Below are 26,384 nucleotides of genomic sequence, written 5' to 3'. Positions count from 1 at the left end.
AGATCCGGCCGTCGATCGTCGATCATGCGACGCCTGCCCAGGAAGGGCAGTTGCCAGACACGGAGCGGGTACCGCGAACCGGAGCGCACCGAATTCGTTCGCCGAGCGGCGGCCGGATCAGGTAGAGAGACCGGCATGACGACCTGGTCCGTACTCCCCGAGCGCTTCGACGCCCCCGACGCCACAGCCCTGCGGCGCGACTACTACGCGGACGTCGCGGGGAGTTACTGGCGGCGGCCGGTCACCGAGGCCGAGATCGACGAAGGGCTCAGGGACGACGAGGTGGAACGGCTCGCCGTGCCGGGCGGGGAGTTCGTCGTCGGGCGGTACGGCGGGGCCGCCGCCGCGTGCGGTGGGGTGCTGCTGCTGGACGCGGAAAGGGCCGAGCTGACCCGGGTGTTCGTACGTCCTGCCTTCCGTGGCACGGGAGGCGGCGGAGCGCTGCTGGCCGCGCTGGAGGAGGAGGCGAGGCGTCTCGGGGCGCGGCGCATGGTCCTCAACACCCGCCTGGACCTCGTCGAGGCACGGGGGCTGTACACGCGGTACGGCTACCGGGAGATCCCGGCGTACTGCGAGGGGCCGTACATGGACATCTGGTACGGCAAGGAGCTGTGACGGCGGAGAGCTGTTGACTGCCGCGCTTCGTGGCCGGGCTTCGTGGCCGGGCCCAGAGCCGTTGCCGTTGCCCGCGCCTCGCCCACGCCCTCGCCGTGCTCAGTGCGGCGAGGGATGGTGCCACGCCTGGTGGTCGCGGTGCGGGACGCCGACATCGGGGCGCTCGCCGTCCGAACCGCACAGTTCGGAGGTGAGTTCCTTCACCAGCTGGATCAGGTCGGTGGGCCGGTCCGGACCCCACCAGTCGCCGAGCAGTTCCGCCAGCGACTCCTCCCTCGCCGCCGACAGCTTCGCCACGGCGTCGGCGCCCTTCTCGGTGAGGATCAGCGACAGTCCCTCCCGCCGGGCCAGCCCGCGCTCCTCCACCTGCCGGGACGCCTCGGTGATCGCCTTGATCGGCACGGGAGTGGTGTCGGCGAGCCGGGACGGTTCGACCATTCCGTGCCGCTTGATACGCAGCAGCAGCCAGCTCGCCGCCGGGCTCACATCGAGCCCGGACTTGTCGGTGATCTTGACGTAGATCGCCTTGCGGCCCTCACGCGAGCCCAGCACGGACAGCGCGCGGGCGCATTCCTCGTACGACGAGCGATGCACCGGGTTGGAGGCGAGCGTCTCGCTGACCTCGGGCGCGGTGACCGAGCCGCGCAGCTTGTCCTCCCTGAGGAACCAGGCGACGACGAAGGCCACGAGAACGATCGGCGCGGCGTAGACGAAGACGTCGGTGATGGAGGTCGAGTACGCCTGCAGGACCGCCGGCCGCAGCCCCGGCGGCAGCTCCAGGATGGTGCGCGAGTCGGAGGCCAGCTGGTCGGGGCCGATTCCGGGCGGCAGCTGGTGCCCGGCGAGCACTTCGGGGAGCAGCTCCCGCAGCCGTCCGGTGAAGACCGAGCCGAACGCGGCGACGCCGAACGAGGCGCCGATGGAGCGGAAGAAGGTCGCGCCGGACGTGGCGACGCCGAGGTCCTCGTAACGGACGGAGTTCTGCACCGCCAGTACCAGCACCTGTATCACCATGCCGAGTCCGGATCCGAAGACGAACAGATAGACGCTCGTCTCCCAGACCGAGGTGGCGGGCTCCAGCTGGTGCAGCAGGAGCAGTCCCAGGGCCGTCACGGCGGTACCGGCGATCGGGAAGACCTTCCACCGTCCCGTGCGGCTGACGATCTGGCCGGACAGGGTCGAGGTGATCAGCAGGCCCAGCACCATCGGCAGCATGTGCACACCGGACGCCGTCGGGGTCACGCCCTGGACGATCTGCAGGAACGACGGCAGGTAGATCAGCGCGCCGAACATCGCGAAGCCGACGATGAAGCTGATGACGGAGACCAGCGTGAACGTATGGTTCCGGAACAGCTTCAGCGGCAGTACGGGCTCCGCGGCGCGCTTCTCGGCGTACACGAACGCGACGAGGAGAACGATCCCGAGCACGGCGGGGACGATGATCTGCGCCGAGCCCCAGGGCCACGTGGTGCCGCCCAGTGAAGCCACGAGGACCAGGCAGGTCGCCACGGAGGCGATCAGGAACGTCCCCAGGTAGTCGATGGTGTGATGGGTCCTGCGGGCCGGGATGCGCAGCACGGCGGCGATCACGAAGAGCGCGACGATGCCGATGGGCAGGTTGATGTAGAACACCCACCGCCAGCTGAGGTGCTGGGTGAAGAGCCCGCCGAGCAGCGGCCCGAGAACACTGCTCGCGCCGAAGACGCCGCCGAACAGGCCCTGGTACCTGCCGCGTTCGCGCGGGGCGACGATGTCTCCGACGATCGCCATCGACAGCACGATGAGGCCGCCGCCGCCGAGCCCCTGGAGCGCGCGGAAGGCGATGAGCTGCGGCATGTTCTGGGCGATGCCGCACAGCGCGGAGCCGACGAGGAAGATGACGATCGCGGCCTGGAACAGCTTCTTGCGGCCGTACTGGTCACCGAGCTTGCCCCAGAGCGGTGTGGCGGCGGTGGAGGCGAGTATGTACGCGGTGACGATCCAGGACAGGTGTTCCAGGCCACCGAGTTCGCTGGCGATGGTCGGCAGCGCGGTGGAGACGATGGTCTGGTCGAGCGCGGCGAGCAGCAGGCCGAGCAGCAGCGCACTGATCGCGACGAGGACGCTCCGGCGGTTCCCGCCTTCGCCCGGCCGGGGTACCGGGCCGGGACTCACGGCCGAGCTGCTCAGTTCCTGCGCCATGGAGTACGTACCTCCGGTCCGCAGCACGCTCGTCTGCTTCTCCCATCCTGGGTGTTCCGCCCTGTTATGGCCTGCCGAAGGGGGACGCGGCGGCCGGGCGCTGGACAGGGGCTGCATAATCGCTGGCAGCTCAAGGGGAGGGAACCCACGATGACGGGACGCGCTTGTCCTGAATGCGGCAGACAGCGTGATGGGGAGGGCAGATCCGGCCCGGGAGGCCCTGACGGTCCGGGAGCAATGGGCCCGGACGGTCCGGGAGCACCGGGAGCACCAGAAGCACCACGAGGACAGGACGGTGCCGGCCGGGGCGGCCAGGGCTGCGTCTGCGCGGAGACCGCGGCGGCGGAGGGCTTCGATCCGCTGCGCGTCCGGCCGTACGTGCCCCATGTCGGGCCCGCTGCCCCGCCGGGCGCGGGTCCCGCCGCCGGACCGCCGCCCGAGCTCACGGAGGTGGCCGCGGCGCAGGGCGCCCAAGGCGGCGCGACGGAGGACACACAGGAGATCCCGCGCCAGTACGCCTACGCGTACGAGGCCGGGCACGACGCTCCGCAGCGGGACACGGGCTCCGGCCCCGCGGCGCAGGAGCCCGGGCGTCGGCGCGGGCGCCGCGTGTTCCTCGCCGCCGCGGCCGTCGTCGCCGTCCTCGGGACCGCGGCCTATGCGAGCGGGCTGCTCGCGGGCGACGGTGACGGGCAGGACCGGGCGCTGCCCGACAGCGAGACGATGGCACCCTTCCTGACCGCCGCGCCCGACGCACCCCGGGTGTCGTCGTCGGCCGTCTCGCCCGAGGCCTCGGCCTCGGCGTCGCGCGGGGCGTCACCTTCCGCGTCCCCTTCGGCCTCGGCATCGTCCGAAGCCCGCCCGTCGGCCACGACGAAGCTCGCCGACGCTCCTGCCTCTCCGTCCACGATCGGCGCGACGGGCGAGGTGTCTTCGGACCCGTCCACTCCGTCCGCGCCCGGGACGCTGCGGCCCGGCGACAGCGGTGACGAGGTCGTCGAGCTCCAGGAGCGCCTCGAACAGGTCTGGCTGTACAACGGCCCGTCCCACGGCCACTACGACGGCCGCGTCGAGGATGCGGTGGCGACGTACCAGGCCTACCGGGGTATCAACGGCGACCCCGAGGGCGTCTACGGCCCGGAGACCCGGCGCGCCCTGGAGGCCGAGACGCGGTACCCGAACCACGGGGGCGGCTGGGACGACGACGGGGACGGCGACAACCGCGGCAGCGGCGGCGGCCGGGGCGCGCGCCCCGCTCCCACAGAGCTTGCGTAAGCCGCGCCGTGCCACGTCCAGGCCGATGCGGCTGCCGCGAGCCGGCCGGCCCGGCGGTCAGGCCGAGGACTCGGGCAGAAGCCGTCAGGCAGAGACGGTCAGGCAGAAGCCGTCAGGCAGCAGCGAAGACGGCGGTGCCGGTCGCGTCCGCCGTGACGCGGAGACGGGTGAGGTCCTGGACGTGGGCGTCCGGGGCGAACGCGGCCGCGCGCGGGCCGACGCCGACGACGCGCATACCGGCCGCGCGAGCGGCCGTGATGCCCGCCTCGGAGTCCTCGAAGACGACGCAGTCGGCCGGGTCGAAGCCCAGCTCCGCCGCGCCCTTGAGGAAGCCCTCCGGGTCCGGCTTGCTGGCGCCGACGCTTTCGGCGGTGACCCGGACCTCCGGGATCCGCAGCCCGGCGGCGTTCATACGGGCGCGGGCGAGGCCCTCGTCCGCGGAGGTGACGAGGGCGTGCGGCAGGCCCGCGATGGCGTCCATGAACGCGGGCGCGCCCGGGATCGGCACGACACCGTCCAGGTCGGCGGTCTCCTGCGCGAGCAGCAGCCGGTTCTCGGCGTGGTTCTGCGCCATCGGCCGGTCCGGCAGCAGGACGGCCATCGTGGCGTAGCCCTGGCGCCCGTGGACGACCTTGAGCGTCGCGTCCGGGTCGAGCCCGTGGCCGATGGCCCAGCCGCGCCAGACGCGCTCCACGACGGCGTCGGAGTTGACGAGCGTGCCGTCCATGTCGAGGAGCAGCGCCTTGAAGGAGCCGATGGTCTCTGCGGTCGCCACGCGGGGCGTCTCTGAGCTGGACAACATCGCCGTCCTGGAAGTAGGGAGCGGCCTCCGCCCACCGGTCAGGGAGTGCGGACGGAGACCACTTTGTTCACCAACGATACAAAGCAGAGGGCTTCTCATCAAGTCCGGGCCGACCGAGGCCCACCTCCGGACCCGCCTCCGGGACCGCCGAGGGCTCAGGACTCAGGAGGTCAGGGGGTCAGGGGGTCACGGGGTCACGGGGTCACGGGGTCAGGGCCCCGGGGTTCGGGCCCCCAGGTCACCCCGCGATCGCCTCGTACAGGCTCAGCCCCGCCAGTACCAGCATCAGCCCGGCCGCCACCTTCGTGATCAACCGCAGCGGGACGTACTTCAGCAGCGTCCTGCCGCCCACGATCCCGAGCCCCGCCACGGCCCACAGCGCCAGCACCGCGCCCAGGCCCACCGACAGCGGGTCGTCGTAACGGGCGGCCAGGTTCGCGGTCATGATCTGGGTCAGATCACCGAACTCCGCGACGAGGATCAGCATGAAGCCCGCGCCGGAGACCTTCCAGAAGGACTGGTCGGCCGGCGCCTTGATGCCGTCGTCGCCCTCGTCCTGCTTCTTCAGGAGAAGCATCGCCGCGCCCGCGAGGAACAGCACGCCCACCACCGCCTGCACCAGCCGCTGCGGCAGCAGCGTCAGCACACTGCCCGCGGCGATCGCGAGCGCGACATGCACGGCGAAGGCCGCGGCGACGCCCGCGAAGACGTACGAGGCGCGGTAGCGGGTGCCGAGCATCAGCCCGGCGAGGGCCGTCTTGTCGGGGAGTTCGGCCAGGAAGACGACGCCGAAGGTGATCGCCATGATCGTGAAACTGAGCACGGGACGGGGTTCCTCAATCGGTCGGGCCCTGCCGTACCGAGAGACCTGCTGACCAGCGTTTCAGGGGTCGCTTCGGCACGGCAGCGGCCATGAATGGTCATGGTCACTGCTTGCCGAAGGTCTCGCTGGCGGGCCGCGCTGCGGCCGCCTCCGGGCGCCGGCCGGGGCGAGCCCGGCAGTATGTCGACGTTCCGGCGAAGAGCTACTCCCCTTCTGCTCCGTACACAGTACGCGACGCCCGCCCGCCGCCGTCAGGGACCTTGGTCCCGCTCCGGCCGGCCACCGGCGGGCCCCTCGCCGCCGGCCTCGTCACCCGTCACCCCGCCACTCGGCGGCCTGTCACCCACCCGCGCCTCCACTCGCGCCTCAACCCGCGACCCCTCCCGCGGCCCCTCCCGCGACCCCTCCCACGCCTCCACCCGCCGGCTCCTTCCCCTCGTCCCGGTGCAGTCGCCCCCGCGCCACCAGCTCCAGCACCAGCGCGACCGCGACCGCCTGCACCGCCATCAGCCCCACCAGGACGAAGAGCTGCACCGCCCCCGCCTGGAGCGGTGACGCCCCGCCCAGCAGCATCCCGACGAACGCGCCGGGCAGGGTGACCAGGCCCACCGTCCTGGTCTGGTCGAGGCCCGGCAGCAGCGCGTCGGACGCCGCGTCGCGCGCCACCTCCATCCGGGCCTCGCGGTCGGGCAGCCCGAGTGCCATCCCGGCCTCCACCTCCCCGTGCCGGGTCGCGAGTTCGTCGAGGGCGCGCCGCCCGCCGAGGACCGTCGCGGTCAGTGCGCCGCCGATGAGGATGCCGGTCACGGGGATGAGCGCGATGCCCTTGACCGGGACGAGCCCGGTGAGCAGCAGCGCGGCGACGACAGGTGCGACGCCCGCGCCGATCGGCAGGGCGGTCAGCCACCAGGTGCCGTTCGGGGTGACGCGGCGGCCGGCGGTGCGTACGGCGACGGCGTACATCACGAGCAGGAAGGCCAGGAGCAGCGGCAGTGAGTGGATCGCCCACCCGATGACGAGCGACACCGCGGCGAGCTGGACGGCGGCACGCACACCCGCGACGACGATCTCGCGGGCGCGGCGTGGCCCGAGATGGGCGAGGGCCGCGACGGTGGCCGCGACCGCCAGCAGTACGGCGAGGACGACCCCGAGCATCACATTGACCGGCAGCAGCACGCACCAACCCTAGGGATCCTCACCGGGCCTTGGGGAAACCCGGGTCCTGCCGCCGCTCTTGATGTCGCGTCAGGGAGTCCCGGGATCGGGCCTGAACCCGCGTGAACCTGTCCGAACCCGTCCGAACCCGCACCGGATCAGCATCGGAACGGCACGGGAACCGCACATCGAAGCCTTGATGTGACGTGTTCATGTCGCCACTCTGTTACCTGGCGCCCATCCCTGAGCAACCTGGCGCCGCAACGATGGCGCGGGCCCTGACCCAGGGCTCGCTCCGGCCAACACCCCCCACAGCCATAGGAGTTCGCATGTCAGGTGTCTACGCGCGTCGAGTGACCCGTACCGCCATACTCGCCGCCTCCGTCGCGCTCGCCTCCGCCACCGCGCTGCTCACCGCGCCCGCCGCCCAGGCCGCCCCGCCCACCCCGGTCAGCGCCGCCACCGCCCGCACGTATCTCGGCCAGCTCACCGTCAAGACGGAAGGTTCCTCCTCGGGTTACAGCCGGGATCTCTTCCCGCACTGGATCACCCAGTCGGGCGCCTGCAACACGCGCGAGGTCGTCCTCAAGCGCGACGGTTCCAACGTCGTCCAGGACTCCAGCTGCGCGGCTACCAGCGGCAGCTGGTACTCCCCCTACGACGGCGCCACCTGGTCGGCCGCCGCCGACGTCGACATCGACCACATCGTGCCGCTCGCCGAGGCCTGGCGTTCCGGCGCCAACTCCTGGTCCACCTCCTCGCGCCAGGCCTTCGCCAACGACCTGACCCGCCCGCAGTTGATCGCCGTCACGGACAACGTCAACCAGTCCAAGGGCGACCAGGACCCCGGGGAGTGGCTGCCGTCGCGGACCGCCTACCACTGTGTGTACGCCCGCATGTGGGTGCACACGAAGCACTACTGGAACCTCTCGGTCGACTCGGCCGAGAAGTCCGCGCTGCAGTCCATCCTGAACGGCTGCTGAACGGCCGCCGAGCGGCTGTCGACGACCTCTGACGGCCGCTGACCCGCGGGCCGGCGGTCCGCCCGGCCCCGCGGGTCCTGTCGACACGGAACCGCGCTACCCTCCCCCGTCGTTCCGTACCGTACGGGGGCGACGGAGGAGGGCACATGGCAGCGGGGCTGCGCCTGGGACCACTACTGCGGTACGTGGACTGGGACACCGGTGAGCACGCGACCATCTGGATCGAGGCCGACCGGCCCTGCATGGCCGAGGTGCGGTGCACCGACGCCGGGGCGGGCCGGACCGGGACGGCCGGCGGTGCGGACGGCACCGGACCGGAAGCCGGGACGAGGGCGGGCGCCGGGACGAGCGGGCCCGGAGCGGACGGGACGGACGGTGGTACGAACGGGCGCCCCGGAGCGGGTGGGTCGGCCCGTACGTTCCAGGTCGAGGGCCATCACTACGCGCTGATCCCGGTCTCGGGCCTCACGCCCGCCTCCTCGACGGCGTACGAGGTGCTGCTGGACGGCCGCCGGGTCTGGCCGCTCGACGACTCGCCCTTCCCGCCGAGCACGATCCGTACGCCCGCGATCCCCGCCCAGAACGTGCGGGTGGCCTTCGGCTCCTGCCGCTGGGCCGCGGCGCCGGCCGACGAGCACGACCCCATCGGGCCCGACGCGCTCGACACCCTCGCCGCCCGGCTGGCGGACGACCCCGACGCCCCGCGCCCCGACGTGCTGGTGCTGCTGGGCGACCAGGTGTACGCGGACGCGACGTCGAAGGCGACCCAGCGCTGGCTGGCAGCGCGGCGCGATCTGAACGAACCCCCCGGCGTCGAGGTCGCGGACTACGAGGAGTACACCCGGCTGTACGACGAGTCCTGGCTGGACCCCGAGGTCCGCTGGCTGCTCTCCACCGTCCCCAGCTGCATGATCTTCGACGACCACGATCTGATCGACGACTGGAACACGAGCGCGTCGTGGCTGGCGGAGAAGCGCGCCACGGCGTGGTGGCGTGAGCGCATCCTCAGCGGGCTGATGTCGTACTGGGTCTATCAGCACCTGGGCAATCTCTCCCCGGCCGAGCTCGCCACGGACCCGGTGTACGCGGCCGTACGGGACACCCCGGACGGTACGGACGCGCTGCGGCGCTTCGCGGCCACGGCCGACGCCGACCCCGCCGCCGTCCGCTGGAGCTACCGGCGCGACTTCGGCAGAAGCAGGCTGCTCATGATCGACACCCGCGCCGCCCGGGTCCTCGACGAGCGGCACCGGGCGATGCTCGACCAGGACGAGGCGCACTGGCTGCGCGACCAGGCGCTGGAGGCTCCGGGGTCCTACGACCACCTGCTCATCGGGACGTCGCTGCCGTGGCTCCTGCCGCCGCTCATCCATGACGCGGAGAGCTGGAACGCGGCGCTGTGCCGCGGGGAGCGCGGCGAGCGCTGGGCGCGATTCGGCGAGGACCTGCGCAGACGGGCCGATCTGGAGCACTGGGCGGCGTTCCCGTCCTCGTTCGAGAAGCTGACCGCGCTGATCGCGGAGGTGGGCACCGGCCCACTGGCGCCCGCGACGATCTGCGTCCTGTCCGGGGACGTGCACCATGCCTACGTCGCGGAGCCCGAGTGGCCCGAGTCGCCCGGCAGGGCGGTGGACACGACACCGGGCGGCGCCGCCGCCGCGGTGCCGGGCGGGGCGACCGGCGGGGCGACCGGCGGGGCGCCTGACGCGCGGGTGTTCCAGCTGACCTGCTCCCCCGTGCACAACGCCATCCACTCCTCGGTGCGGCTCGGCTTCCGCTTCGGCTGGAGCCGGGCGGGGCGGCGCCTGGGCCATGCGCTCGCCCGGCACGGCCGGGCGGGTCGGCCGGTCATCGACTGGAGCAGAAGCGGCGGCCCCTGGTTCGGGAACCAGCTGATGACACTGACGCTGAACGGGCGTTCGGCCGAGCTCCAGCTCGATCAGGCCCGGGCGGATCGTACGGGTACGCGGCTCCTGACCGTGGAAACACGGAACCTGACGAATGGTCCGTGACACTTCACACAGCAGGCGACGATCCTCACCCCCGCCCCTTCGGGTCCTCACAAGGCACCGGCATGATGAGGCGGTCGATCCGCTTCTCGCGACGCCACGCCCCCACATTGCCCCGGGAGTCAGTGCTTTGTCCGTGTTGCCCGCAGCGCCGCCCTCAGCTCCGCACGCCATAGCGCTGGTCGGCGCGGGGCCCCGCGGCACTTCGGTCCTCGAAAGGCTCTGCGCCTCCGTGCCCGAGCTGACCCCGGACACCCCGCTGACCGTCCATGTCATCGACCCGGCTCCGGCCGGTCCCGGCCAGGTGTGGCGTACGGACCAGCCGGCCGAGCTGCTGATGAACACGGTCGCCTCGCAGGTGACGCTCTTCACGGACGCCAGCGTGGAGTGCGAGGGGCCGGTGCGGCCGGGCCCGAGCCTGTACGAGTGGGCCGCCACGGGTGACGCGGCCGCCGGGACGCTCGGCCCGGACGACTATCCGACCCGCGCCTGCTACGGACGCTATCTGGAATGGGCGTTCCGCTCGATCGTCCTGAACGCGCCGGTGACGGTCCGGGTGGAGGTGCACCGGGCACGGGCGATACGCCTCGACGACGCCGAGGACGGCTCGCAGCAACTGGCGCTGGACGACGGGACGGCACTGACCGGACTGAGCGCGGTGGTGCTGGCGCAGGGCCATCTGCCGGTGGCGGCGGGCGCGGCGCCGGCCGGGCTCGGCGCGTACGCGGAGCGGTACGGACTGCGTCACTACGCCCCCGCCAACCCCGCCGACCTGGACCTCTCCGTGATCGCGCCGGGCGAAGCGGTCCTCCTGCGCGGTCTCGGCCTCAACTTCTTCGACCACATGGCGCTGTTGACGACGGCCCGCGGCGGAGCGTTCGTCCGGGACGGGGACCGCCTCGCGTACCGGCCCTCGGGGCGTGAGCCGCGGCTGTACGCGGGTTCGCGGCGCGGCGTTCCGCACCAGGCGCGCGGGGACAACGCGAAGGGCGCTTCGGGGCGTCACCATCCGCTGGTCCTCACCCCGGATGTGATCGCGGTCCTCCGCAAACGCGCGGACGCCGGTGATCCGCCGGTCTTCCTGGACGAGATATGGCCGCGGATCGCGAAGGAGGTGGAGACGGTCTACTACGAGGCGCTGCTCGCGCAGGGCTCGGGCGACGGGACCGGCTCCCGGACCCACGGACGGGCGGACCGTCGGACCGGTGAACGGGGCGGCTTCCGGGCCGCGTTCCTGGACACCGCGCACGGCAGCGCGCAGGAGGCGGCGGTCCTGGACGCCTACGGGTGCGCGCAGGCCGACCGCTGGTCCTGGGAGCGGATCTCACGGCCGTACAAGGGCGAGACCTTCACCGGTCCTGCCGCCTTCCGCGACTGGCTGCTCGGCCATCTGCGGCGCGACGCCGAGCACGCGACGCTCGGCAATGTGGCGGGTCCGGTCAAGGCGGCCCTGGACGTCCTGCGGGACGTGCGCAACGAGGTACGGCAGATCGTGGACCACCGCGGCCTGTCAGGGGCGTCACGGCGCGACCATCTGGACCGCTGGTACACGCCGTTGAACGCCTTCCTCTCCATCGGCCCGCCGCGCCGCCGGATCGAGGAGATGACCGCGCTGATCGAGGCCGGCGTGCTGGACGTGGTCGGCCCGAGGATGTCCGTGCGGGCGGAAGGCGGGGTGTTCACGGCCGAGTCCCCCGACGTGCCGGGGTCGCGGGTGACCGCGACGACGCTGATCGAGGCCCGGCTCCCGGAGCCCGACCTGCGGCGCAGCCACGACGAGTTGCTCGCGCGGATGCTTCGGACGGGTCAGTGCCGACCGCATACGATCGGCGGCTACGAAACCGGCGGCCTGGACGTGACGGGGCGCCCCTACCGTCTGATCGACCGCCGGGGCAGGGCCCACTCCCGGCGGTTCGCGGTCGGGGTCCCCACCGAGGGAGTGCACTGGGTGACCGCGGCAGGGGCGCGGCCGGGCGTCGACTCGGTGACGCTCTCCGACGCGGACGCGGTGGCACGGGCGGTGCTGCGTGTCGTCGCGGTCAGCCGTGAATTTCTGATGAAGAACGACCGCGAGCACAATGTTGAACTTGCAAGCATTGATTAGGCTCGCCTAACTTGGGGTCTCATCGGTTTCACGTCCCCAGACCGAAGGAGATCCCCCACATGGCCACCCGTCAGCTGTCCTCACGGCTGGACCAGGTCCAGCCGTACGCGCTGGGCCTGTTCCGCATCGTCCTCGGCCTGCTCTTCGCCTGCCACGGCGCCCGCTCGCTCTTCGGCGTTCTCGGCGCCGAGGCCGCCGGCGGCACGGCACCCACCGGCGCCTGGCCGGGCTGGTACGCGGCCGTCATCGAACTCGCCGCCGGCATCCTGGTGCTGTTCGGCCTCGGCACGCGCGCCGCGGCGTTCATCGCCTCGGGCGCGATGGCGTACGCGTACTTCACGGTGCACCAGACCGAGGCCCTCTTCCCGATCCAGAACGGCGGCGAGGGCGCGGCTGTCTACTCGTGGGCGTTCCTGCTCCTGGTCTTCACCGGGCCGGGCGCGCTGGCTCTGGACCGGCTCTTCGCCGCACGCGGCGACGCGGACGACAGCGCCAAGCGCGACGAGCCGACGGCAGTCGCGGCCTGAGCCCTCGACCGAGCCCGATGCCCGGCGCCCGGCGCCCCGCCGATTCCGGGCCTCCCGGCCGCTGAGCCCGGGTCCGCACCCTGCCGGACCCGGACTCAGACGCGTAGGGGACCTGGCGGCCGGGGCGAGCGGTCCGGACAGGGGCCGGTAGCGGGTCCGGTCCGGGTCTCGTTCGGCCGGTAGCAGTGCACTGCGGGTCCGGTCCGCGTCCGGGGCCGGGGCCCGTGTCGCGGATTCAGTCCGGGCTCACGGCGTTCCGTAGCCGCCGAACGGAATGGTGAAGCAGGCGACGCGGGCACCGGCGCCGCCCTGTTCCTGGTGGAGGACCAGCGAATTCGCGCTGCCGCGCCGGAATCCCCAGTCGTGCCGGGCCTCCACGGTCGCCTGGCCGGTCGCGTCGGTCGTGAAGTCCAGCCACACCTCGTTCGCGGGCTCGGCGACACCGGCCGGGTCGGCATGGTGGCGGTAGTGCGGCCCCGCCCGGTCCGGAGCCGCGTCGCACGGCTCGGTGTGAACGTGCGCACCGAACGCGTGGCCCGCCTTCACCCCGCCCACGCGCGCCCGCACCACGGTTCCCGCCCGGCCCGCCTCCTGCTCGACCACGATCCACGCCCCGGCCGGCACGAGTGTCCGGTCGTACGTGAGCGCCGTCGACGGTACGAACGAGCCGGGCGGCGCGAACCGGCCGTGGACCCGCAGCACGAGCCCTTCGCCCACGTCCGCGCCGACACCCACGCCCACACCCGCGGACCCGGACCCGGATCCGGACCTGACCCCGGACCCGTCCGAGGTGCCGTAGGCAGCACCCACGGCACCGACCGCCAGCAATCCGAGCGCCGCCGCCCCGGCCAGTACTCCCGCCGACGTCACCGCCATGTGCCCACTCCTCGTGCTCGCCGTACTCTCCGTGCCCACTCTCCGCGCTCGCCGCATTCGTCGCGCTCGTCGCGCTCGTCGCGCTGCCGCGTCGGCCCGGCTCGCCCGGCCCTCTCTCCTACCGCGAGTGGGTCGGGCCACCGGCCGAGCCGCGCCCGTAGGGAGGCCGCTGTGCCGCAGACTGCACCCGTACGGACGCGCCCGACTTCACCCCACCCCTGACGATCTGTGCGCCCGACTCAGGCGTACGCTGTATGGCTGTCATGCCGCCCCTGCCGCTCCCCTGCGACGTCGCGGCGTTTCGTCCTGTGGGGAGTGTCCTGGTGCTCGAGACTGTGGGGTTGCTGACCGGCAGCCCATGGATCTATGCCGTCGTGGCTCTCTCGGTCCTTCTCGATGTGTTCCTGCCCGTACTGCCGAGCGGCGTGCTGGTCATCACGGCCGCTACGGCGGCCGCGGCCGGGTCGACGGCCGTCGCGGGATCGACGGCTGTCGCCGGGGCGAAGGCGGCCGCGGAGTCAGGGGCGGTCGCGGGAGCGAAGGCGGCAGCCGGCCAGGTGTCCGGCGAAGTGCCGTCGCTGCTCGCGCTGCTGCTCTGCGCGACGACCGCGTCCGTGCTCGGCGACCTCGCCGCGTACCGGCTGGCCTGGCGCGGCGGCGAGCGCCTGGACCGGGCCATCGCGCGCTCCCGACGCCTGACCAGGGCGCAGGAACGTCTCGGCACGGCGCTCGTCCAAGGCGGCGGGATGCTCGTCGTCATCGCCCGCTTCGCCCCCGCGGGCCGCTCCGTCGTCTCCCTGGGCGCGGGCGCGTCCCGCCGCAGGGTGAGGGAGTTCCTCCCCTGGTCGGCCCTCGCGGGCGTGGCATGGGCGTGCTACAGCGTCGGCCTCGGCTACTTCGGCGGCCAGTGGCTGGGCGCCACCTGGGTGGGCGTGGCGGTGTCCGTCCTCGCCCTCTTCGCCGCCGGGTCCGTCGCGGCCTACGTCATGCGGCGTCCGGTGCCGGAACCGTCGTAGCCGATCCGCCCGATCCGTCCGATCCATCCACTCCGGTGGCCCTGGCCGTCCTGGTCACGCCGCCCCGCACCTCCAGCCCGTCGAGGAGCTTCCGCGTCGCCTCCGCTATCTCGTCCACGGCGCGCTCGAACACCTCCCGGTTGTGCGCGGCGGGGGCCCGGAACCCGGACACCTTCCGTACGAACTGCAGGGCCGCGGCCCTGATGTCCTCCTCGGTGGCTTCTTCGGGGAGGACCGGCGGTCGGAGAGTCTTGATGCTGCGGCACATGTCTCCAGTGTGGGCCACGCCACCGACAACCGGGCTCGTCCCGGCGCCGGCCCCGGTATGGCAGGCGCGACCGGCGTGGCCGGTGTGACGACCGGGTCGGCTCCCAGATCCCGCAGCCGGCTCCTCGGTGGTGAGTGTCAGGCCGCCTCGGCGAGGGAGGCTCGCGCGGTGCCTTCGGCGAGAGGTGCGGGCTCAACACCCTCGGTGCCCTCAACTCCCTCGGTGCCCTCAACGCCCTCGGCCGGCGCAGGGCCGACAGCCGCCGCCCACTCCACGAGCAGACGCTGGTACTTCGCCTCGTCCGCGGCGGACAGCCGTGCCCCGGACCTCGCCCACAACGCACGAATCTCCGCATTCACCACGGCAGCGGACCGCACGGAACCAAGCTCGCGAAGGGTTGGGGACATGCGCACAAGGTTACGCCGCGGGACTGACAACCGTGACCCTGGCGACGCGCACGGTGACGGAGTTCATATGCCGGACGGAGATACCGCCACCGACCCCAACGTCCCGCTCACCCCCAGAGTTTGCGCCCGGACCGGCGACCGGCGCCGACCTCCGACGTCGACGGCCGACGAGCGCGGGCACTGCGGTCACCGCGGGCAGGATCGACGCCAGGGCCCTGCCTCGACGCCAGGCTCATCGGCGACGTCTGCGACGACGCGCAGAGCCTCGACTACGTTGGCGACATGACCACACCCTGGCCCGAAAGCGCCCCCGGAGTGCTCCGTCTGCCCTCCGGTCGCCTCGTCCGGGGCCGCGGCCTGCGCCGTGTCCTGCCGCCCGGTCCTCCGCCCACGTACGCGGTGTATCTGCTGGGCAAGCAGCCGCCGAGCACCCCCTGGGAGGCCCGCTGGCTTCGCTGGCCGGACTTCCGCCTCCCCGGCGACCCCGCCGACGCCCACGCCGCCCTCCGCGAGGCCCTGGCCAGGGCGTCCACCGATCGCGTCGAGATCGCCTGCGGCGGTGGCCGCGGCCGCACCGGTACGGCGCTGGCCTGCCTGGCGGCCCTCGACGGCGTACCGCCGGCCGAGGCGGTCGCCTTCGTACGACGGCACTACGACCGCCACGCCGTCGAAACCCCTTGGCAACGGCGATACGTCCGCCGCTTCCCCGCCACCTCCGCGCCTCCTCTGCAAGGCGGTTGACGCCGGATCCGTTTCGCCGGAACCCGCACGCGCAGCACTCCCGCAACCGAACTTCCGCCGCCACCACGACTGTTGCTCGGAGCCGCCTTCTGGCGGCGACACCAGCTCCACCGCCGACGAGCCGTCCGGTGGCGATGCAGCACCCGAGAAGCCGCCGCAGGACGCGAAACCGGCCGAGCAAGGGACCAGCCGGCGACCGAGAAGGCGGAGGAGCCGGAGAAGCCGCAGAAGAAGCTGAGCCTGGCCGAAGACCGCCGCACGCCCCGGGGCCACGCCGCCTTCGCACGCGCGGTCCGGCCGGACGGCGACGCCGTCCGGCCGGACCATTGCTCAGGGCCGAGCCCTACCTCTTCTTCACGGTCTTCTTCTCGACCACGATGACGATCTTGGTCTTCCCCGTCTTGAAGACGATCTTGGTCTTCTCCCGCTTGCGCTCCCCGTGGCGGTCACGCTTGTCGTGATGGTCGAAAGTGGGCGCCTTCGCGCTCACGGTGCCGGTCTGCGGCGCCGGGGCGGCGAATGCACTGGAGGGAATGAGGGCACCTCCTGCGGCGAGAGCGGTCGAAGCGGTAAGGATCACGAGACGCTGCGTGCAGGTTGTGCGAGCCATGGAAATCTCCTCCAGCGAAAAGGGCGAAAAGCTTCGGTGGAAAGTCCTGCCGGTACGAGCCGGACCTTTCGAGTGGGCCACCTGCTCCGCGTGAACCCATGACTCAATTACGCCCGCACCACCGAAGCACGTCACGTCGCTGAATTTCGGGGCTTGACAGCAGGCGACAATCACGTTAAAAGCTGCAGCGGCCCGGCGGTCCCAGCTCGCGATTCACCTGGATCCGCCCGGCCACGGGGCCGTGGGCGGGCACGCCGCGCGATCGGCCGAACAAGCCGGTACGTTGAGATACGAGGGGCGCATCTCCGTCTTGCGTGGGAAACGCACATGCGCCGGACCAACAACCGCTACCCGAGCGCGGCCGCCGGACTGGCCACCGCCCTCGTCGGTGCCCCGCTGGAGTGCGCCCTATTACGGCCCCCAGCATCAGGCAGGACATTCAGCAGAGCGCGAAGAAAGAGATCCCTCATGGATCTGAAACTCGAAGTCATCATATTGCCCGTCTCCGACGTCGACCGGGCCAAGAGTTTCTACGAGGCGGCGGGATTCCGGATGGACATCGACGTCACCGCGAATGAGGACTACCGGGTCGTGCAGTTCACACCACCCGGCTCCGAGTGCGCGATCATCCTCGGAAAAGGGGTCACCTCCGCCGCGCCCGGCTCCACGCAGGGCCTGTACCTCATCGTGTACGACATCGAGGTGGCCCGTGCGGAACTCGTCGGCCGCGGCATCGACGTGAGCGAACTGTTCCACGATGCCGAAGGCATCTTCGCGCACAGCCACGACGGCGGAAAGATCGTGTACCCGGCCGGCAACAAGGGGCAGGTGGTCGGCCCGCACCCCACCCGCGCCGACTACGGCACCTACGCCTCCTTCAGCGACCCGGACGGCAACGGCTGGGTGCTCCAGGAGGTGAAGCAGCGTGCCCCTGGCCGCTGACACCCTTCGGCAGCGGGCCGGTTCGCTTCACGTTCCCCTGAAGCCACAGCCCGTGCCCGTACCCGCACGCGAACGCGCACGCGAACCCGCAGCCGTCCCGATAGCCGTGCCCGGAGGTGTGTGCGGATGACGGCCGGCAAACCGAACCACGCCCTCGCCGGCCAGACCGTTGTGGTCATCGGCGCCAGCGCGGGCATCGGCCTCGAAACCGCCCGCCAGGTGCGCGCAGACGGCGCCCGGCTCGTCCTGGTGGGCCGCAACCCCGAACGGCTGCAACAGGCCGCGCAAGAGCTCGAACCCCTCGGCACAGCGACGTTCGACGCCACCGACACCGAGCGCGTCGAGCAGTTCTTCGGGGACCTTCCCGGTCCGGTCGACCATGTGATGGTCACGGCCGGTGGCCCCTTCTACATGCCCCTGGAAGGCATGGACCTCGCGGCCGCCTCGCGAGAGTTCGAGCAGCGTCTCGGCATGACGCTCGGGATCGCCCTCCACAGCCGTGGCAAGGTCCGGGCCGGCGGCACCCTGATCTTCATCGGAGGCACCGGCGGTCGGCGTCCCGCTGTCGGCCTTTCCGTCGTGTCCGCCCTCACCGCGGCTCTGTCCGCCCTCGTCGCGAACCTGGCGCTCGAACTGGCGCCGGTCCGGGCGAACCTCATCGCCGCGGGCTTCGTCGACACCCCCCTGTCGGCCTCGCTCCTGGGCGATCAGCTCGACGCCCGGCGTGCGGAACTGCGCGCCACGCTTCCCATCCGACGGGTCGTCGGCCCGGCGGACGTCGCCGCCCTGGCCGTACACATCATGTGCAACGACGCGCTCACCGGCGCAACGTACGACATCGACGGCGGCCAGCAGCTCCTCCCCAAGTGACAACCCGGGGAAGCCGGTGGGCGGCCAACTGCCCCACGCCGTCGGAGCCTTGTCAGTGGCCCCGCCCAGTCTCCGGCCATGAGCATGATCGGTGAGTGCCCGGGCGCACGAGCTCACTGATCGGGGAAGGTGAGCCGGAGGACGATCTCGCCGTCGTCGATCTCCCCGGTGGGCTCGAACCCGAACTTCCGGTAGAAGGGCCACGGTTCGCCGTCGCCTGGCTCGTAGCTGGTCAGCAGTTCGGTGCCGCCGTCCGCGCGAACCAGGGCGGCGATCTGCGCAAGCGCGTCCCGGCCGATCCCTCGCTTCTGGTATCGCTTGTCGATGAGGAGGCGCCACAGGAAGTGCCGTCCCTTGTAAGGACCGGCCGGCGGTTTCCACGACAACATCACGAAGCCGACCGGATCGTCGCCACGGTAGACGGCGCGGTACCAGGGATTGGCCTCCGGTGTCTTTGCCGCATCCTTGAGCGACCTGGACACGGAGGCGACGAACTGCTTCTGGTCGCGCCGGACGCGGAGTGCACGAACGGCATCCCAGTTGTCGTCGGTGACCTCCCGCAGCTGCACGCCTGGGGACTCCATGCCACACCCCTTCCTGCATCCGGCAGCTGCGCCGTCCGGGTGCGCGTTGCGTACGGGTTGCCTAAACGGTGCGTACGGGCTGCCTACGCGGTGCGTACGCGTGGTCCAGGACGCCGCGTTGATCGCCTTCGCAGCGTATGCGACCCAGCCGATCCGGAACGGGACTGGCACGCCGGGCCGACACGGCGCCGAGCGAACGGTTACGCGACGTTCAAGCTGCATACCGAGGAACCCTGACCACGACGGGAACCTCGATGGACCAGCCGGTCGTTGATCCGGGTGCGCCGTTCGAGCGATCAGCGGCCGGATGCGTGGGCGAGGTCCGCCTCGGCCCAGACGACCCTGCCGCCCCGCGCCGGGCGGGTGCCCCATCTGCGGGACAGTTGGGCGACTTTGGCGAGGCCGCGGCCGTGCTCGTCGACGATCCGCGCGTCACACACACGCGGCGTGGAGAAGTCGGCATCGGACACTTCGACGGTCAGGACCTGGTGCCGGATCAGGCGCAGACCGATCGGGCCGGTGCTGTGGCGGACGGCGTCGGTGACCAGTTCGCTGACGATCAGCTTCACGGAGCCCTCGAGGGCTTCCATGCCCCATGCGGTCAGCTGGTCGGCGGCGAGGTTCTGGGCGCGGTGGACGACGGTGCCGTCACCGGGCAGGGTCCAGGAGGCGACCTGGGCCGGGCTGAGCGAGCGGGTGCGGACCAGGAGCAGGCTGGTGTCGTCGCACGCCGCCTGACCCTGGACGGGCTCCAGCGCGCGGGTGCAGAGCTCCTCCAGGGGCAGATCCGGTTGCGCGAGGGCGGTGCCCAGGCGGTGCATTCCCTCGTCGATGTCCTGGCCTCGGGCCTCGATCAGGCCGTCGGTGTACAGGGCGATGAGACTCCCCTCGGGCAGTTCCAGCTCCACGGCCTCGAACGGGACCCCCAGCCCGATGCCGAGCGGAACCCCGCTGGGAAGGTCGGGGAAGGTCACCCGGCCCTGCGGGTCGACGATCACGGGCGGGGGGTGCCCGGCGGCTGCCATCGTGCACTTCCGGGTGGCGGGGTCGTAGACGGCGTACAGGCAAGTGGCTCCCTCCACCGCGGTGTACTCCTCCGGAGCGTCCGCGTCTGCTTCCGCCAGTCGCTGGACCGTGACGTCGAGGCGGGCGAGCAGTTCGTCGGGGGGCAGCTCCATGTCGGCGAGCGTGCGCACCGCGGTGCGGAGCCTGCCCATGGTCGCGGCCGCGTCGAGGCCGTGGCCGACCACATCGCCCACGACAAGGGCAACCCGGGCACCGGACAGCGGGATCACGTCGAACCAGTCGCCACCGACGCCCCTGTCGATGTCGGCGGGCAGGTAGCGCGACACCGCCTCGACGGCCACACCGCCGCGCAGACGGTGCGGGAGCAGATTGCGCTGGAGCGCGAGTGCCGCGGTCTGCTCGCGGCTGTACTGACGGGCTTTGTCCAGCGACACCGCGGCGCGACTGACGAGCTCTTCGGCCAGCAGCAGATCGGCCTCCTGGAACGGCGCCGGATTCTCGGTGCGGATGAACACCGCGATGCCCAGCAGGACGCGCCGTGCGCGGATGGGGACGATCATCACGGAGTGCATGCCGTTCTCACGGATCCGCTGCGCCAGTGCCGGCGCCTGGTCGATCCACGAGCCCGGAGCGGTGTCCAGGATGGGCTCCAGACTGGACCTGCCGGTGCGAAGGACCTCGGCGATGGGCGAGGCGGGCGGTACGACTACGGTTTCACCCCGCTCCCACACGGCTTCCGGGATCCCCTGGTGGATCGAGGCCATGCCGGCACGCCGGAGAACGGGCAGGCGCTGGCCGACCGAGCCGATGCGGACCGGGGGCCCCTCGCCGAACGGGACCGACTGCTCCAGGTCCACGGCGACGAAGTCGGCGAACTGGGGTACGGCGAGATCGGCCAGTTCCTGCCCGGTCTGCATGACATCCAGGCTGCTGCCCAGGCGTGTGCCGGCATGCCCGAGAACGGCGAGGCGCTCGCGCGCCCGCCGGCTCTCGGCGACGTCGACGCTGATGGTGCACACCCCCAGCGCTCGGCCGTCGGCGCCCAGGAGGCAGGAGAACGACACCGCGAACGGGCGTTCCTCACCCCGACTCGTCGGCAGCCAGGTCCGGTACTCGTGGACCTTGGTGCTCCCGCTCCTCAGCACCCGCTGCATCACGGCCTCCATGGCCTCGGTTTCGACACTGGGCCACGCGTCGGTGATCCCGATTCCGAGCCGCCGGTCACGGGAGATGCCGTCGTGGCTCTCCATCGCGTCGTTCACCCAGGTGCAACGCAGCTCCCGGTCACGGACGACGACGCCGATGGACGCGCGGTCGAGGATCGACCCCTGCACCGATGGGCTCACCGTGTCCCCGGACGGCACGCCGATGTCGGTCTCCGTCAGAAGCCAGCGTGCTGCTCCGTCCTGCCCCTGCAGAGGCGAGATCCGCAGGCAGACGTCGAGCACGCGGCCGTCGCGGTGGCGCACCGCCGTCGCGCCCGACCAGCCGTTCCGGGCACGGCACTGCTCGACGAACGCCGACATCGGCGATGTCGCCGACGTCCCCGACGTCCCCGACGTCCCGGACGCTTCACCGAAGGACGGCAGGACGAGTGCGGCGGACCGGCCGACCACCTCGGCGGCGGAGTATCCGACGAGGTGCTCGGCGGCCTCCGTCGACGCGACCACCGTCCCCCGCTCGTCGAGCAGCGCGAACGCCGTGTCGGATATGTCAGACGCATGCATCTGCCTACCGAGCGTCACTCGCTCGGCACTGATCGTGGTACTCGTCATCGAGCTGTCGTCCTCGGGTGGCTGGGAGGTAGGCGACATAGAGGTAAATTTACGCCTTTGGGACCCACTGACCGGATGGCGCTCTGCCTTGTGACAAGCGCTGCAGCAGCGGCTCGAGAGCGGTTCGGTCAGGAAAGCCCGCGGACGGGCCGCGAGGCGGGCGCAGCATGCGGAGACGGCATGCGGAGAGGGCATGCGACGGCTCCGCGATGAGACGGTCACCCCCGTGGCCGGCGGTGCCGGATTTGGTCACCTCGCGTACTTGCCCGACGGCGCCCCGACGGGCAAGCGAGTCAGCGGCCGGATGCGTGGGCGAGGTCCGCCTCGGCCCAGACGACCTTGCCGCCGCCCGGCATCGGGCGCGTACCCCACCGGCGAGACAGCTGGGAGACCAGGAAGAGGCCGCGGCCGTTCTCGTCGGACGTACCCGCGTTACGCGGACGCGGGGAGCAGGCGTCGGTATCCGACACTTCGACGGTCAGGACCTGGTGCCGGGTCAGCCGCAGATCGATCGGGCCGGTGCTGTGCCGCACGGCGTTCGTGACCAGTTCGCTGACGATCAGCTTCGTGGAGTCCTCAAGACCTTCCAGGCCCCATTCGGTCAGCTGACGGGCCGCCAGGTTCCGGGCGCGGCGGGCAGTGGTGTCGTCGCTCGGCAGGGTCCAGGAGGTGACCTGGGCCGGGCCGAGCGAACGGGTGCGGACCAGGAGCAGGCTGGCGTCGTCGAACGCCGCATGACCTTGGGCGGGCCGCATCGCGCGGGTGCAGAGGTCTTCCAGGGAGGGATTCGGCTGTGCCAGGGCAGTGCCCAGACGGCGCATTCCCTCCCCGATGCCGTCCTCGCGGGTCTCGACCAGGCCGTCGGTGTACAGGGCGATGAGACTCCCCTCGGACAGTTCCAGCTCCACGGCCTCGAACGGCACGCCCAGCCCGATGCCGAGCGGGGCTCCGGTGGGAAGGTCGGGGAAGGTTATTTGGCCCTGCGGATCGACGATCGCGGGCGGGAGGTGCCCCGCCGTCGCCATGGCGCACTTCCGGGTGACCGGGTCGTACACGGCGTACAGACAGGTGGCACCCACCACCGTGGCACCCTGGTCCGGGTCGTCGGTGTCCTCCTCCGCCAGTCGCTGGACCGTGTCGTCGAGACGGGCCAGCAGTTCGTCGGGGGGCAGCTCCATGTCGGCGAGCGTGCGCACCGCGGTGCGGAGCCTGCCCATGGCCACGGCGGCGTCGAGGCCGTGCCCGACCACATCGCCCACGACGAGGGCCACGCGGGCACCGGACAGCGGGATCACATCGAACCAGTCGCCCCCGACACCGCGGTCCACATCGGCGGGCAGGTAGCGCGACGCCGCCTCCACCGCCAAGCCTCCCCTGAGATGGCGTGGGAGCAGACTGCGCTGGACGGCGAGAGCTGCGGTGTGCTCGCGCGCGTACTGGCGCGCGTTGTCCAGCGACACCGCGGCGCGACTGACGAGCTCTTCGGCCAGCAGCAGATCGTCCACCTGGAACGGCACGGGATTCTCGGTGCGGACGAACACCGCCGCGCCCAGCAGCGTGCGCCGGGCGCGGATGGGCACGACCATCGCGGAATGCATGCCGGTCTCACGGATCTTCTGCGCCCGCAATGGGTCCCGGTCGATCCATGAGCCCGGAGCGAAGTTCAGCACCGGCACCATCTGTGACCTGCCGGTGCGAAGGACGTCGATGAAGGGCGAGGCGGGCGGTACGTGAACGGGCTCACCACGCTCCCACACGGCTTCCGGGATCCCCTGGCGGATCGAGGCCACGCCGGCACGCCGGAGAACGGGGAAACGTTCGCCGATCGAGCCGATGCGGACCGGGGGCCCCTCGCCGAACGGGACCGACTGCTCCAGGTCCACCGTGACGAAGTCGGCGAACAGGGGCACGGCGAGATCGGCCAGTTCCTGCCCGGTCTGCATCACATCCAGGGTGCTGCCCAGGCCCGTACCCGCCTCCCCGAGAACCGCCAGGCGCTCGCGCTCCTGACAGCTCTCGGTGAGATCGACGCTGATGACGCACACGCCCAGTCCTCGGCCGTCGGCGCCCTGGAGACAGGAGAACGACACCGCGAACGGGCGCTCCTCACCCCGACTCGTCGTCGGCAGCCACGTCCGGTACTCGTGGACCTTGGTGCTCCCGCTCCTCAGCACCCGCCGCATCACCGCCTCGGCCACTTCGGCCTCGATACCGGGCCACGCGTCGGTCATCCGGAATCCGAGCCGCCGCTCACGGGAGATGCCGTTGTGGCTCTCCACCGCGTCGTTCACCCAGCTGCAGCGCAGCTCCAGGTCACGTATCACGACGCCGATCGGAGCGCGGTCAAGAATCGCTCCCTGTACCGATCCGTTCCCCACGTCCCCGGCCAGCGTGCCCATGTCGGCCACGGACACGAGCCACCGCGTTGCTCCGCCCTGCCCCCGCACCAGCGAGATCCGCACATTGACGTCGAGCATGCGACCGTCCCGGTGGCGCACCGCCGGCGCGCCCGACCAGCCGTTCCGTCCACGGCACCGCTCGACGAACGCCGACGCCTCTACAAAGGACGGCAGTACGCGTGCGGCGGACCGGCCCACCACCTCAGCGGCGGAGTATCCGACGAGGTGCTCGGCGGCCTGCGTCCACGCGACCACCGTCCCCTGCTCGTCGAGCAGCGCGAACGCCGTGTCGGATATGTGAGACGCGTGTATCTGCCTACCGAGTGCGACTCGGTCGGTGCTGATCGTGGTCTTAGTCATTGGTTGACCTCGGAGCGATGGACAATGGGCGACATTGGGGTGTATCGGTAAATTCATTCCTTACTGGACAGCGACCGGATGGCGCTCCGCCCTGTGACAACGTCGCAGCCGTGGCTGATGCCGGTTCGGCCATGCAAGCCCGCCGACGGGCCGCGAGGCCGGCGCAGCACGTGGACGGCATGCGCCGCGGCAGCCCGGGCATGGAGGAACACTCGCCGGCAGTTCCGTAGACAGCGATCAATTCGCAGATCTCCATCGGCGGCCAGGGTCACGCGGAGCGGGGCGGCATTCCACCGGAGCCACCGGGGGCATGTGGAGCCACACCCCGGCTCTTCCGGACCTCCGAACAACTCTCGGAGCGGCTTGAACCCGTAGAGAAGGCTTCTCCTTCACGCGCTTCCAGCGTCGGTCGGACGAAGCAGCTACCGAAGTCCGCACGTGACACGCAGAAGGCCCCGACCGGTTCGGTCAGGGCCTCTCGCTGGTGTGCGCGGACGATTCCGAACCGCCGACATGTGCTGTGCAAGCCTGGCGACAGTTGAGCCATCTCGGCGCCTCATCCCACCTGGGCGCTGCAACGGTTGCCACAAGCTGTGGACGCCGTGGCGTTCCTCCAACGACCGTGGCTGACCGCTCAATCTGGCACGTATTCGGCGCGCATGCTCAGAGCTCAACCCGCTCGCTCACAACGTCGTCAGCAGGCTCCCCATAGCGCAGCACGACGTGTGCCGGCCGAAAGGGAAGCGCACGCAAGCCCGGCTCCATCACCAGGTACAAGGCGCCTGCATCAGGCCCGTAGGCGAAGATCACAGCCTGACCCCCACCGAACTCGTTGCCGTCAGCCTCGCCAACACCAGCAGCGACGACCGCGGCACCCATCGACCGCTCGGCTTCAAACACCCGTGACCACTGGTCAGAATCACCAAGGCCGCCGCCCAGCTGGAAGCGAGCGATCACGGCGTGTTCCGGAGGTGCCTCCGGCAAGTCGAAGAGTGCGTCCTGCATGACAGCACCCTCCCAGCGAGCACTGACAGACGGCCTGCGCCTGAGGCATCGAGAGCGTGCAGCGCTCGACCGACACCGCTTTGTACGTTCGATGGGTGGGCTCTGTGGCGCTCCCTCAGGGAATCCCGCTCCGTGCTCGACCGCTCAATGCCGTGTCCGTCCGTCGCCGTTGATGTCACATGGTGATGTCAAGTTGGATGGCTGCATGGAACGCGTGGAAGCCGAGTTGTTCACGGACGGTGGGAACGACGCTGTCGTGCGCCTGCCCGGCCGCCGGTTCCCTGGCGTCCTGATCCAGGGTGACTCTCTGGCGAGCCTCCGCAGCGAGGTCGCTGAAGTGGTGGAGGCCTTCGACCAGGGCGATGTGGAGGAGGGCCGGGAAGCCGCCATTCTGCTGCTGGCCGGCCTCGACGCGCTCCTCATGCGCTACTCCGCCGCACTGGGAAGCGCACGAGATCCCCCGGCCGTACTGACTCCGCGACGAGGTGTCCGGAGCAGGCATGCTGCTACGCGTCGCGGAGGGCGCCACGCAGCGCGTCAGTCTGGAGATCGAGTGCCCGGCGCATCGCGTAACCCGTGCGGGCAGTGTGTGAGCCGATCTCCCGCTCTCTGAGAGCGGATCCCCCCAGTGACAGCCGCGTGGCTACGTACTCCTCGCCTGCGTAGGTGAGTACCAGTAAGACCTCCACGGCCAGATCGTGACGACGGTAATGGACTCTGACCACCGCCGGGTAGACGTCGCCAGGATGCTCAACCATGGGACCAGCGCATCCAAGATCTTCACGCAGGAAGTCCAGCCTCGCGCTCACTTCGTCACCGAAGGTCTTCAGGCGTATGTCCATGATGGTTGAGTATGGGTGCACACCAGCCTTTCCTGCAGGGTCCGAATTGGCGTGGGAAGCAGTGGCGGCGCTCCAGTTCCCAAGCCCTAGTTGGGAAAACGGCGTCGTGGCTCCCCCGCTTCATCGAGCACGCGGACACGGCGCGGGTCTGTCATGTGGATCGCCGCATGAGGTAATCGGCGGTATGAG

The 26,384-nt window shown here is 71.2% G+C and carries 24 protein-coding genes; 11 read left to right on the top strand and 13 right to left on the bottom strand.

Annotated elements, in window-relative coordinates:
- Window positions 1-135: 135 nt before the first annotated feature.
- The gene (locus ACIQMR_RS01240) at window positions 136-615 is read left to right on the top strand and encodes a GNAT family N-acetyltransferase (protein WP_401381462.1); all 480 of its coding nucleotides are present in this window, start codon (window positions 136-138) and stop codon (window positions 613-615) included.
- 99 nt (window positions 616-714) lie between these two features.
- Here ACIQMR_RS01240 and ACIQMR_RS01235 read toward each other — a convergent pair whose 3' ends face one another.
- Window positions 715-2,796, bottom strand: a complete 2,082-nt coding sequence (locus ACIQMR_RS01235; RefSeq protein ID WP_401382612.1) for a DHA2 family efflux MFS transporter permease subunit — start codon at window positions 2,794-2,796, stop codon at window positions 715-717.
- 237 nt (window positions 2,797-3,033) lie between these two features.
- On the opposite strand from ACIQMR_RS01235, the gene ACIQMR_RS01230 reads away from it, so the two are divergent.
- Window positions 3,034-4,071: a peptidoglycan-binding domain-containing protein gene (locus ACIQMR_RS01230; protein WP_401381460.1), complete on the top strand. Its 1,038-nt coding sequence runs from the start codon at window positions 3,034-3,036 to the stop codon at window positions 4,069-4,071.
- 112 nt (window positions 4,072-4,183) lie between these two features.
- Here the strand turns inward: ACIQMR_RS01230 and ACIQMR_RS01225 are convergent, their stop codons facing one another.
- From ACIQMR_RS01225 to ACIQMR_RS01215, 3 genes are all read right to left on the bottom strand, one after another.
- Complete coding sequence (locus ACIQMR_RS01225) at window positions 4,184-4,873, bottom strand: HAD-IA family hydrolase (RefSeq protein ID WP_401381457.1); 690 nt, start codon at window positions 4,871-4,873, stop codon at window positions 4,184-4,186.
- 238 nt (window positions 4,874-5,111) lie between these two features.
- On the bottom strand, window positions 5,112-5,696 hold the full coding sequence (locus tag ACIQMR_RS01220; RefSeq protein ID WP_401381454.1) for a TMEM165/GDT1 family protein: 585 nt from the start codon (window positions 5,694-5,696) through the stop codon (window positions 5,112-5,114).
- A 366-nt stretch (window positions 5,697-6,062) separates the two neighbouring features.
- On the bottom strand, window positions 6,063-6,872 hold the full coding sequence (locus tag ACIQMR_RS01215) for an ABC transporter permease (RefSeq protein ID WP_401381452.1): 810 nt from the start codon (window positions 6,870-6,872) through the stop codon (window positions 6,063-6,065).
- Window positions 6,873-7,180: 308 nt separating this feature from the next.
- Here ACIQMR_RS01215 and ACIQMR_RS01210 point away from each other — a divergent pair, with 308 nt between their 5' ends.
- The 4 genes from ACIQMR_RS01210 to ACIQMR_RS01195 all read left to right on the top strand — a co-directional run bounded on the left by ACIQMR_RS01210 (window position 7,181) and on the right by ACIQMR_RS01195 (window position 12,474).
- Window positions 7,181-7,834 (top strand): HNH endonuclease family protein, encoded by a 654-nt coding sequence (locus ACIQMR_RS01210; RefSeq protein WP_266374469.1) that lies wholly within the window; start codon window positions 7,181-7,183, stop codon window positions 7,832-7,834.
- A 146-nt stretch (window positions 7,835-7,980) separates the two neighbouring features.
- On the top strand, window positions 7,981-9,846 hold the full coding sequence (locus tag ACIQMR_RS01205; RefSeq protein WP_401381450.1) for an alkaline phosphatase D family protein: 1,866 nt from the start codon (window positions 7,981-7,983) through the stop codon (window positions 9,844-9,846).
- Between the two features lie 127 nt (window positions 9,847-9,973).
- Window positions 9,974-11,947, top strand: a complete 1,974-nt coding sequence (locus tag ACIQMR_RS01200; protein ID WP_401381448.1) for an FAD/NAD(P)-binding protein — start codon at window positions 9,974-9,976, stop codon at window positions 11,945-11,947.
- Between the two features lie 74 nt (window positions 11,948-12,021).
- On the top strand, window positions 12,022-12,474 hold the full coding sequence (locus tag ACIQMR_RS01195) for a DoxX family protein (RefSeq protein WP_401382609.1): 453 nt from the start codon (window positions 12,022-12,024) through the stop codon (window positions 12,472-12,474).
- 246 nt (window positions 12,475-12,720) lie between these two features.
- Here ACIQMR_RS01195 and ACIQMR_RS01190 read toward each other — a convergent pair whose 3' ends face one another.
- A complete protein-coding gene (locus ACIQMR_RS01190; protein ID WP_401381446.1) occupies window positions 12,721-13,350 on the bottom strand; it encodes a superoxide dismutase family protein in 630 nt (209 codons plus the stop codon).
- A gap of 323 nt (window positions 13,351-13,673) precedes the next feature.
- On the opposite strand from ACIQMR_RS01190, the gene ACIQMR_RS01185 reads away from it, so the two are divergent.
- The gene (locus ACIQMR_RS01185; protein ID WP_401381443.1) at window positions 13,674-14,366 is read left to right on the top strand and encodes a DedA family protein; all 693 of its coding nucleotides are present in this window, start codon (window positions 13,674-13,676) and stop codon (window positions 14,364-14,366) included.
- Here ACIQMR_RS01185 and ACIQMR_RS01180 read toward each other — a convergent pair.
- Together ACIQMR_RS01180 and ACIQMR_RS01175 are read right to left on the bottom strand one after the other, a co-directional pair.
- Window positions 14,335-14,634, bottom strand: a complete 300-nt coding sequence (locus ACIQMR_RS01180; protein ID WP_401381441.1) for a DUF2277 domain-containing protein — start codon at window positions 14,632-14,634, stop codon at window positions 14,335-14,337. The genes ACIQMR_RS01185 and ACIQMR_RS01180 overlap by 32 nt on opposite strands.
- Before the next feature lie 137 nt (window positions 14,635-14,771).
- A complete protein-coding gene (locus ACIQMR_RS01175; RefSeq protein WP_401382698.1) occupies window positions 14,772-15,041 on the bottom strand; it encodes a hypothetical protein in 270 nt (89 codons plus the stop codon).
- 282 nt (window positions 15,042-15,323) lie between these two features.
- On the opposite strand from ACIQMR_RS01175, the gene ACIQMR_RS01170 reads away from it, so the two are divergent.
- Window positions 15,324-15,782 (top strand): protein phosphatase, encoded by a 459-nt coding sequence (locus ACIQMR_RS01170; RefSeq protein WP_401381438.1) that lies wholly within the window; start codon window positions 15,324-15,326, stop codon window positions 15,780-15,782.
- A gap of 343 nt (window positions 15,783-16,125) precedes the next feature.
- Here ACIQMR_RS01170 and ACIQMR_RS01165 read toward each other — a convergent pair whose 3' ends face one another.
- Entirely contained in the window at window positions 16,126-16,392 is a 267-nt protein-coding gene (locus ACIQMR_RS01165) for a hypothetical protein (protein ID WP_401381436.1), read from the bottom strand.
- A 468-nt stretch (window positions 16,393-16,860) separates the two neighbouring features.
- Here ACIQMR_RS01165 and ACIQMR_RS01160 point away from each other — a divergent pair, with 468 nt between their 5' ends.
- Window positions 16,861-17,334, top strand: a complete 474-nt coding sequence (locus ACIQMR_RS01160; RefSeq protein ID WP_401381434.1) for a VOC family protein — start codon at window positions 16,861-16,863, stop codon at window positions 17,332-17,334.
- Window positions 17,335-17,460: 126 nt separating this feature from the next.
- A complete protein-coding gene (locus ACIQMR_RS01155; protein WP_401381431.1) occupies window positions 17,461-18,204 on the top strand; it encodes an SDR family oxidoreductase in 744 nt (247 codons plus the stop codon).
- A gap of 113 nt (window positions 18,205-18,317) precedes the next feature.
- Here the strand turns inward: ACIQMR_RS01155 and ACIQMR_RS01150 are convergent, their stop codons facing one another.
- The 4 genes from ACIQMR_RS01150 to ACIQMR_RS01135 form a co-directional block, all read right to left on the bottom strand.
- Complete coding sequence (locus tag ACIQMR_RS01150) at window positions 18,318-18,788, bottom strand: GNAT family N-acetyltransferase (protein ID WP_401381429.1); 471 nt, start codon at window positions 18,786-18,788, stop codon at window positions 18,318-18,320.
- A gap of 296 nt (window positions 18,789-19,084) precedes the next feature.
- Window positions 19,085-21,541 (bottom strand): SpoIIE family protein phosphatase, encoded by a 2,457-nt coding sequence (locus ACIQMR_RS01145; RefSeq protein WP_401381426.1) that lies wholly within the window; start codon window positions 21,539-21,541, stop codon window positions 19,085-19,087.
- 341 nt (window positions 21,542-21,882) lie between these two features.
- Window positions 21,883-24,348: a SpoIIE family protein phosphatase gene (locus tag ACIQMR_RS01140; RefSeq protein ID WP_401381423.1), complete on the bottom strand. Its 2,466-nt coding sequence runs from the start codon at window positions 24,346-24,348 to the stop codon at window positions 21,883-21,885.
- A 663-nt stretch (window positions 24,349-25,011) separates the two neighbouring features.
- Complete coding sequence (locus tag ACIQMR_RS01135; protein ID WP_401381421.1) at window positions 25,012-25,353, bottom strand: hypothetical protein; 342 nt, start codon at window positions 25,351-25,353, stop codon at window positions 25,012-25,014.
- Here ACIQMR_RS01135 and ACIQMR_RS01130 point away from each other — a divergent pair.
- Window positions 25,352-25,966, top strand: coding sequence for a DUF6959 family protein (locus ACIQMR_RS01130; RefSeq protein ID WP_401381419.1), 615 nt, complete (start codon window positions 25,352-25,354; stop codon window positions 25,964-25,966). The two genes, ACIQMR_RS01135 and ACIQMR_RS01130, sit on opposite strands and share 2 nt — an antisense overlap.
- Here ACIQMR_RS01130 and ACIQMR_RS01125 read toward each other — a convergent pair.
- Window positions 25,860-26,195: a hypothetical protein gene (locus tag ACIQMR_RS01125; RefSeq protein WP_401382695.1), complete on the bottom strand. Its 336-nt coding sequence runs from the start codon at window positions 26,193-26,195 to the stop codon at window positions 25,860-25,862. The genes ACIQMR_RS01130 and ACIQMR_RS01125 overlap by 107 nt on opposite strands.
- Between the last annotated feature and the right edge of the window lie 189 nt (window positions 26,196-26,384).

The organism is Streptomyces sp. NPDC091376 (genome assembly GCF_044757085.1).
Classification (GTDB): Bacteria; Actinomycetota; Actinomycetes; order Streptomycetales; family Streptomycetaceae; genus Streptomyces; species Streptomyces pratisoli.
The sequence above is the reverse complement of the archived record's forward strand: the minus strand, read 5'-3'. Positions and strand labels throughout refer to the sequence as shown.

Bases quoted from the DNA above. Each gene is read 5' to 3' on its own strand.
- ACIQMR_RS01240 (WP_401381462.1), top strand. From the start codon at position 136: ATGACGACCTGGTCCGTACTCCCCGAGCGCTTCGACGCCCCCGACGCC.
- ACIQMR_RS01235 (WP_401382612.1), bottom strand. From the start codon at position 2,796: ATGGCGCAGGAACTGAGCAGCTCGGCCGTGAGTCCCGGCCCGGTACCC.
- ACIQMR_RS01230 (WP_401381460.1), top strand. From the start codon at position 3,034: ATGGGCCCGGACGGTCCGGGAGCACCGGGAGCACCAGAAGCACCACGA.
- ACIQMR_RS01225 (WP_401381457.1), bottom strand. From the start codon at position 4,873: ATGTTGTCCAGCTCAGAGACGCCCCGCGTGGCGACCGCAGAGACCATC.
- ACIQMR_RS01210 (WP_266374469.1), top strand. From the start codon at position 7,181: ATGTCAGGTGTCTACGCGCGTCGAGTGACCCGTACCGCCATACTCGCC.
- ACIQMR_RS01205 (WP_401381450.1), top strand. From the start codon at position 7,981: ATGGCAGCGGGGCTGCGCCTGGGACCACTACTGCGGTACGTGGACTGG.
- ACIQMR_RS01190 (WP_401381446.1), bottom strand. From the start codon at position 13,350: ATGGCGGTGACGTCGGCGGGAGTACTGGCCGGGGCGGCGGCGCTCGGA.
- ACIQMR_RS01180 (WP_401381441.1), bottom strand. From the start codon at position 14,634: ATGTGCCGCAGCATCAAGACTCTCCGACCGCCGGTCCTCCCCGAAGAA.
- ACIQMR_RS01175 (WP_401382698.1), bottom strand. From the start codon at position 15,041: ATGTCCCCAACCCTTCGCGAGCTTGGTTCCGTGCGGTCCGCTGCCGTG.
- ACIQMR_RS01170 (WP_401381438.1), top strand. From the start codon at position 15,324: ATGACCACACCCTGGCCCGAAAGCGCCCCCGGAGTGCTCCGTCTGCCC.
- ACIQMR_RS01165 (WP_401381436.1), bottom strand. From the start codon at position 16,392: ATGGCTCGCACAACCTGCACGCAGCGTCTCGTGATCCTTACCGCTTCG.
- ACIQMR_RS01160 (WP_401381434.1), top strand. From the start codon at position 16,861: ATGGATCTGAAACTCGAAGTCATCATATTGCCCGTCTCCGACGTCGAC.
- ACIQMR_RS01155 (WP_401381431.1), top strand. From the start codon at position 17,461: ATGACGGCCGGCAAACCGAACCACGCCCTCGCCGGCCAGACCGTTGTG.
- ACIQMR_RS01150 (WP_401381429.1), bottom strand. From the start codon at position 18,788: ATGGAGTCCCCAGGCGTGCAGCTGCGGGAGGTCACCGACGACAACTGG.
- ACIQMR_RS01145 (WP_401381426.1), bottom strand. From the start codon at position 21,541: ATGCATGCGTCTGACATATCCGACACGGCGTTCGCGCTGCTCGACGAG.
- ACIQMR_RS01140 (WP_401381423.1), bottom strand. From the start codon at position 24,348: ATGACTAAGACCACGATCAGCACCGACCGAGTCGCACTCGGTAGGCAG.
- ACIQMR_RS01130 (WP_401381419.1), top strand. From the start codon at position 25,352: ATGACAGCACCCTCCCAGCGAGCACTGACAGACGGCCTGCGCCTGAGG.
- ACIQMR_RS01135 (WP_401381421.1), bottom strand. From the start codon at position 25,353: ATGCAGGACGCACTCTTCGACTTGCCGGAGGCACCTCCGGAACACGCC.
- ACIQMR_RS01125 (WP_401382695.1), bottom strand. From the start codon at position 26,195: ATGGACATACGCCTGAAGACCTTCGGTGACGAAGTGAGCGCGAGGCTG.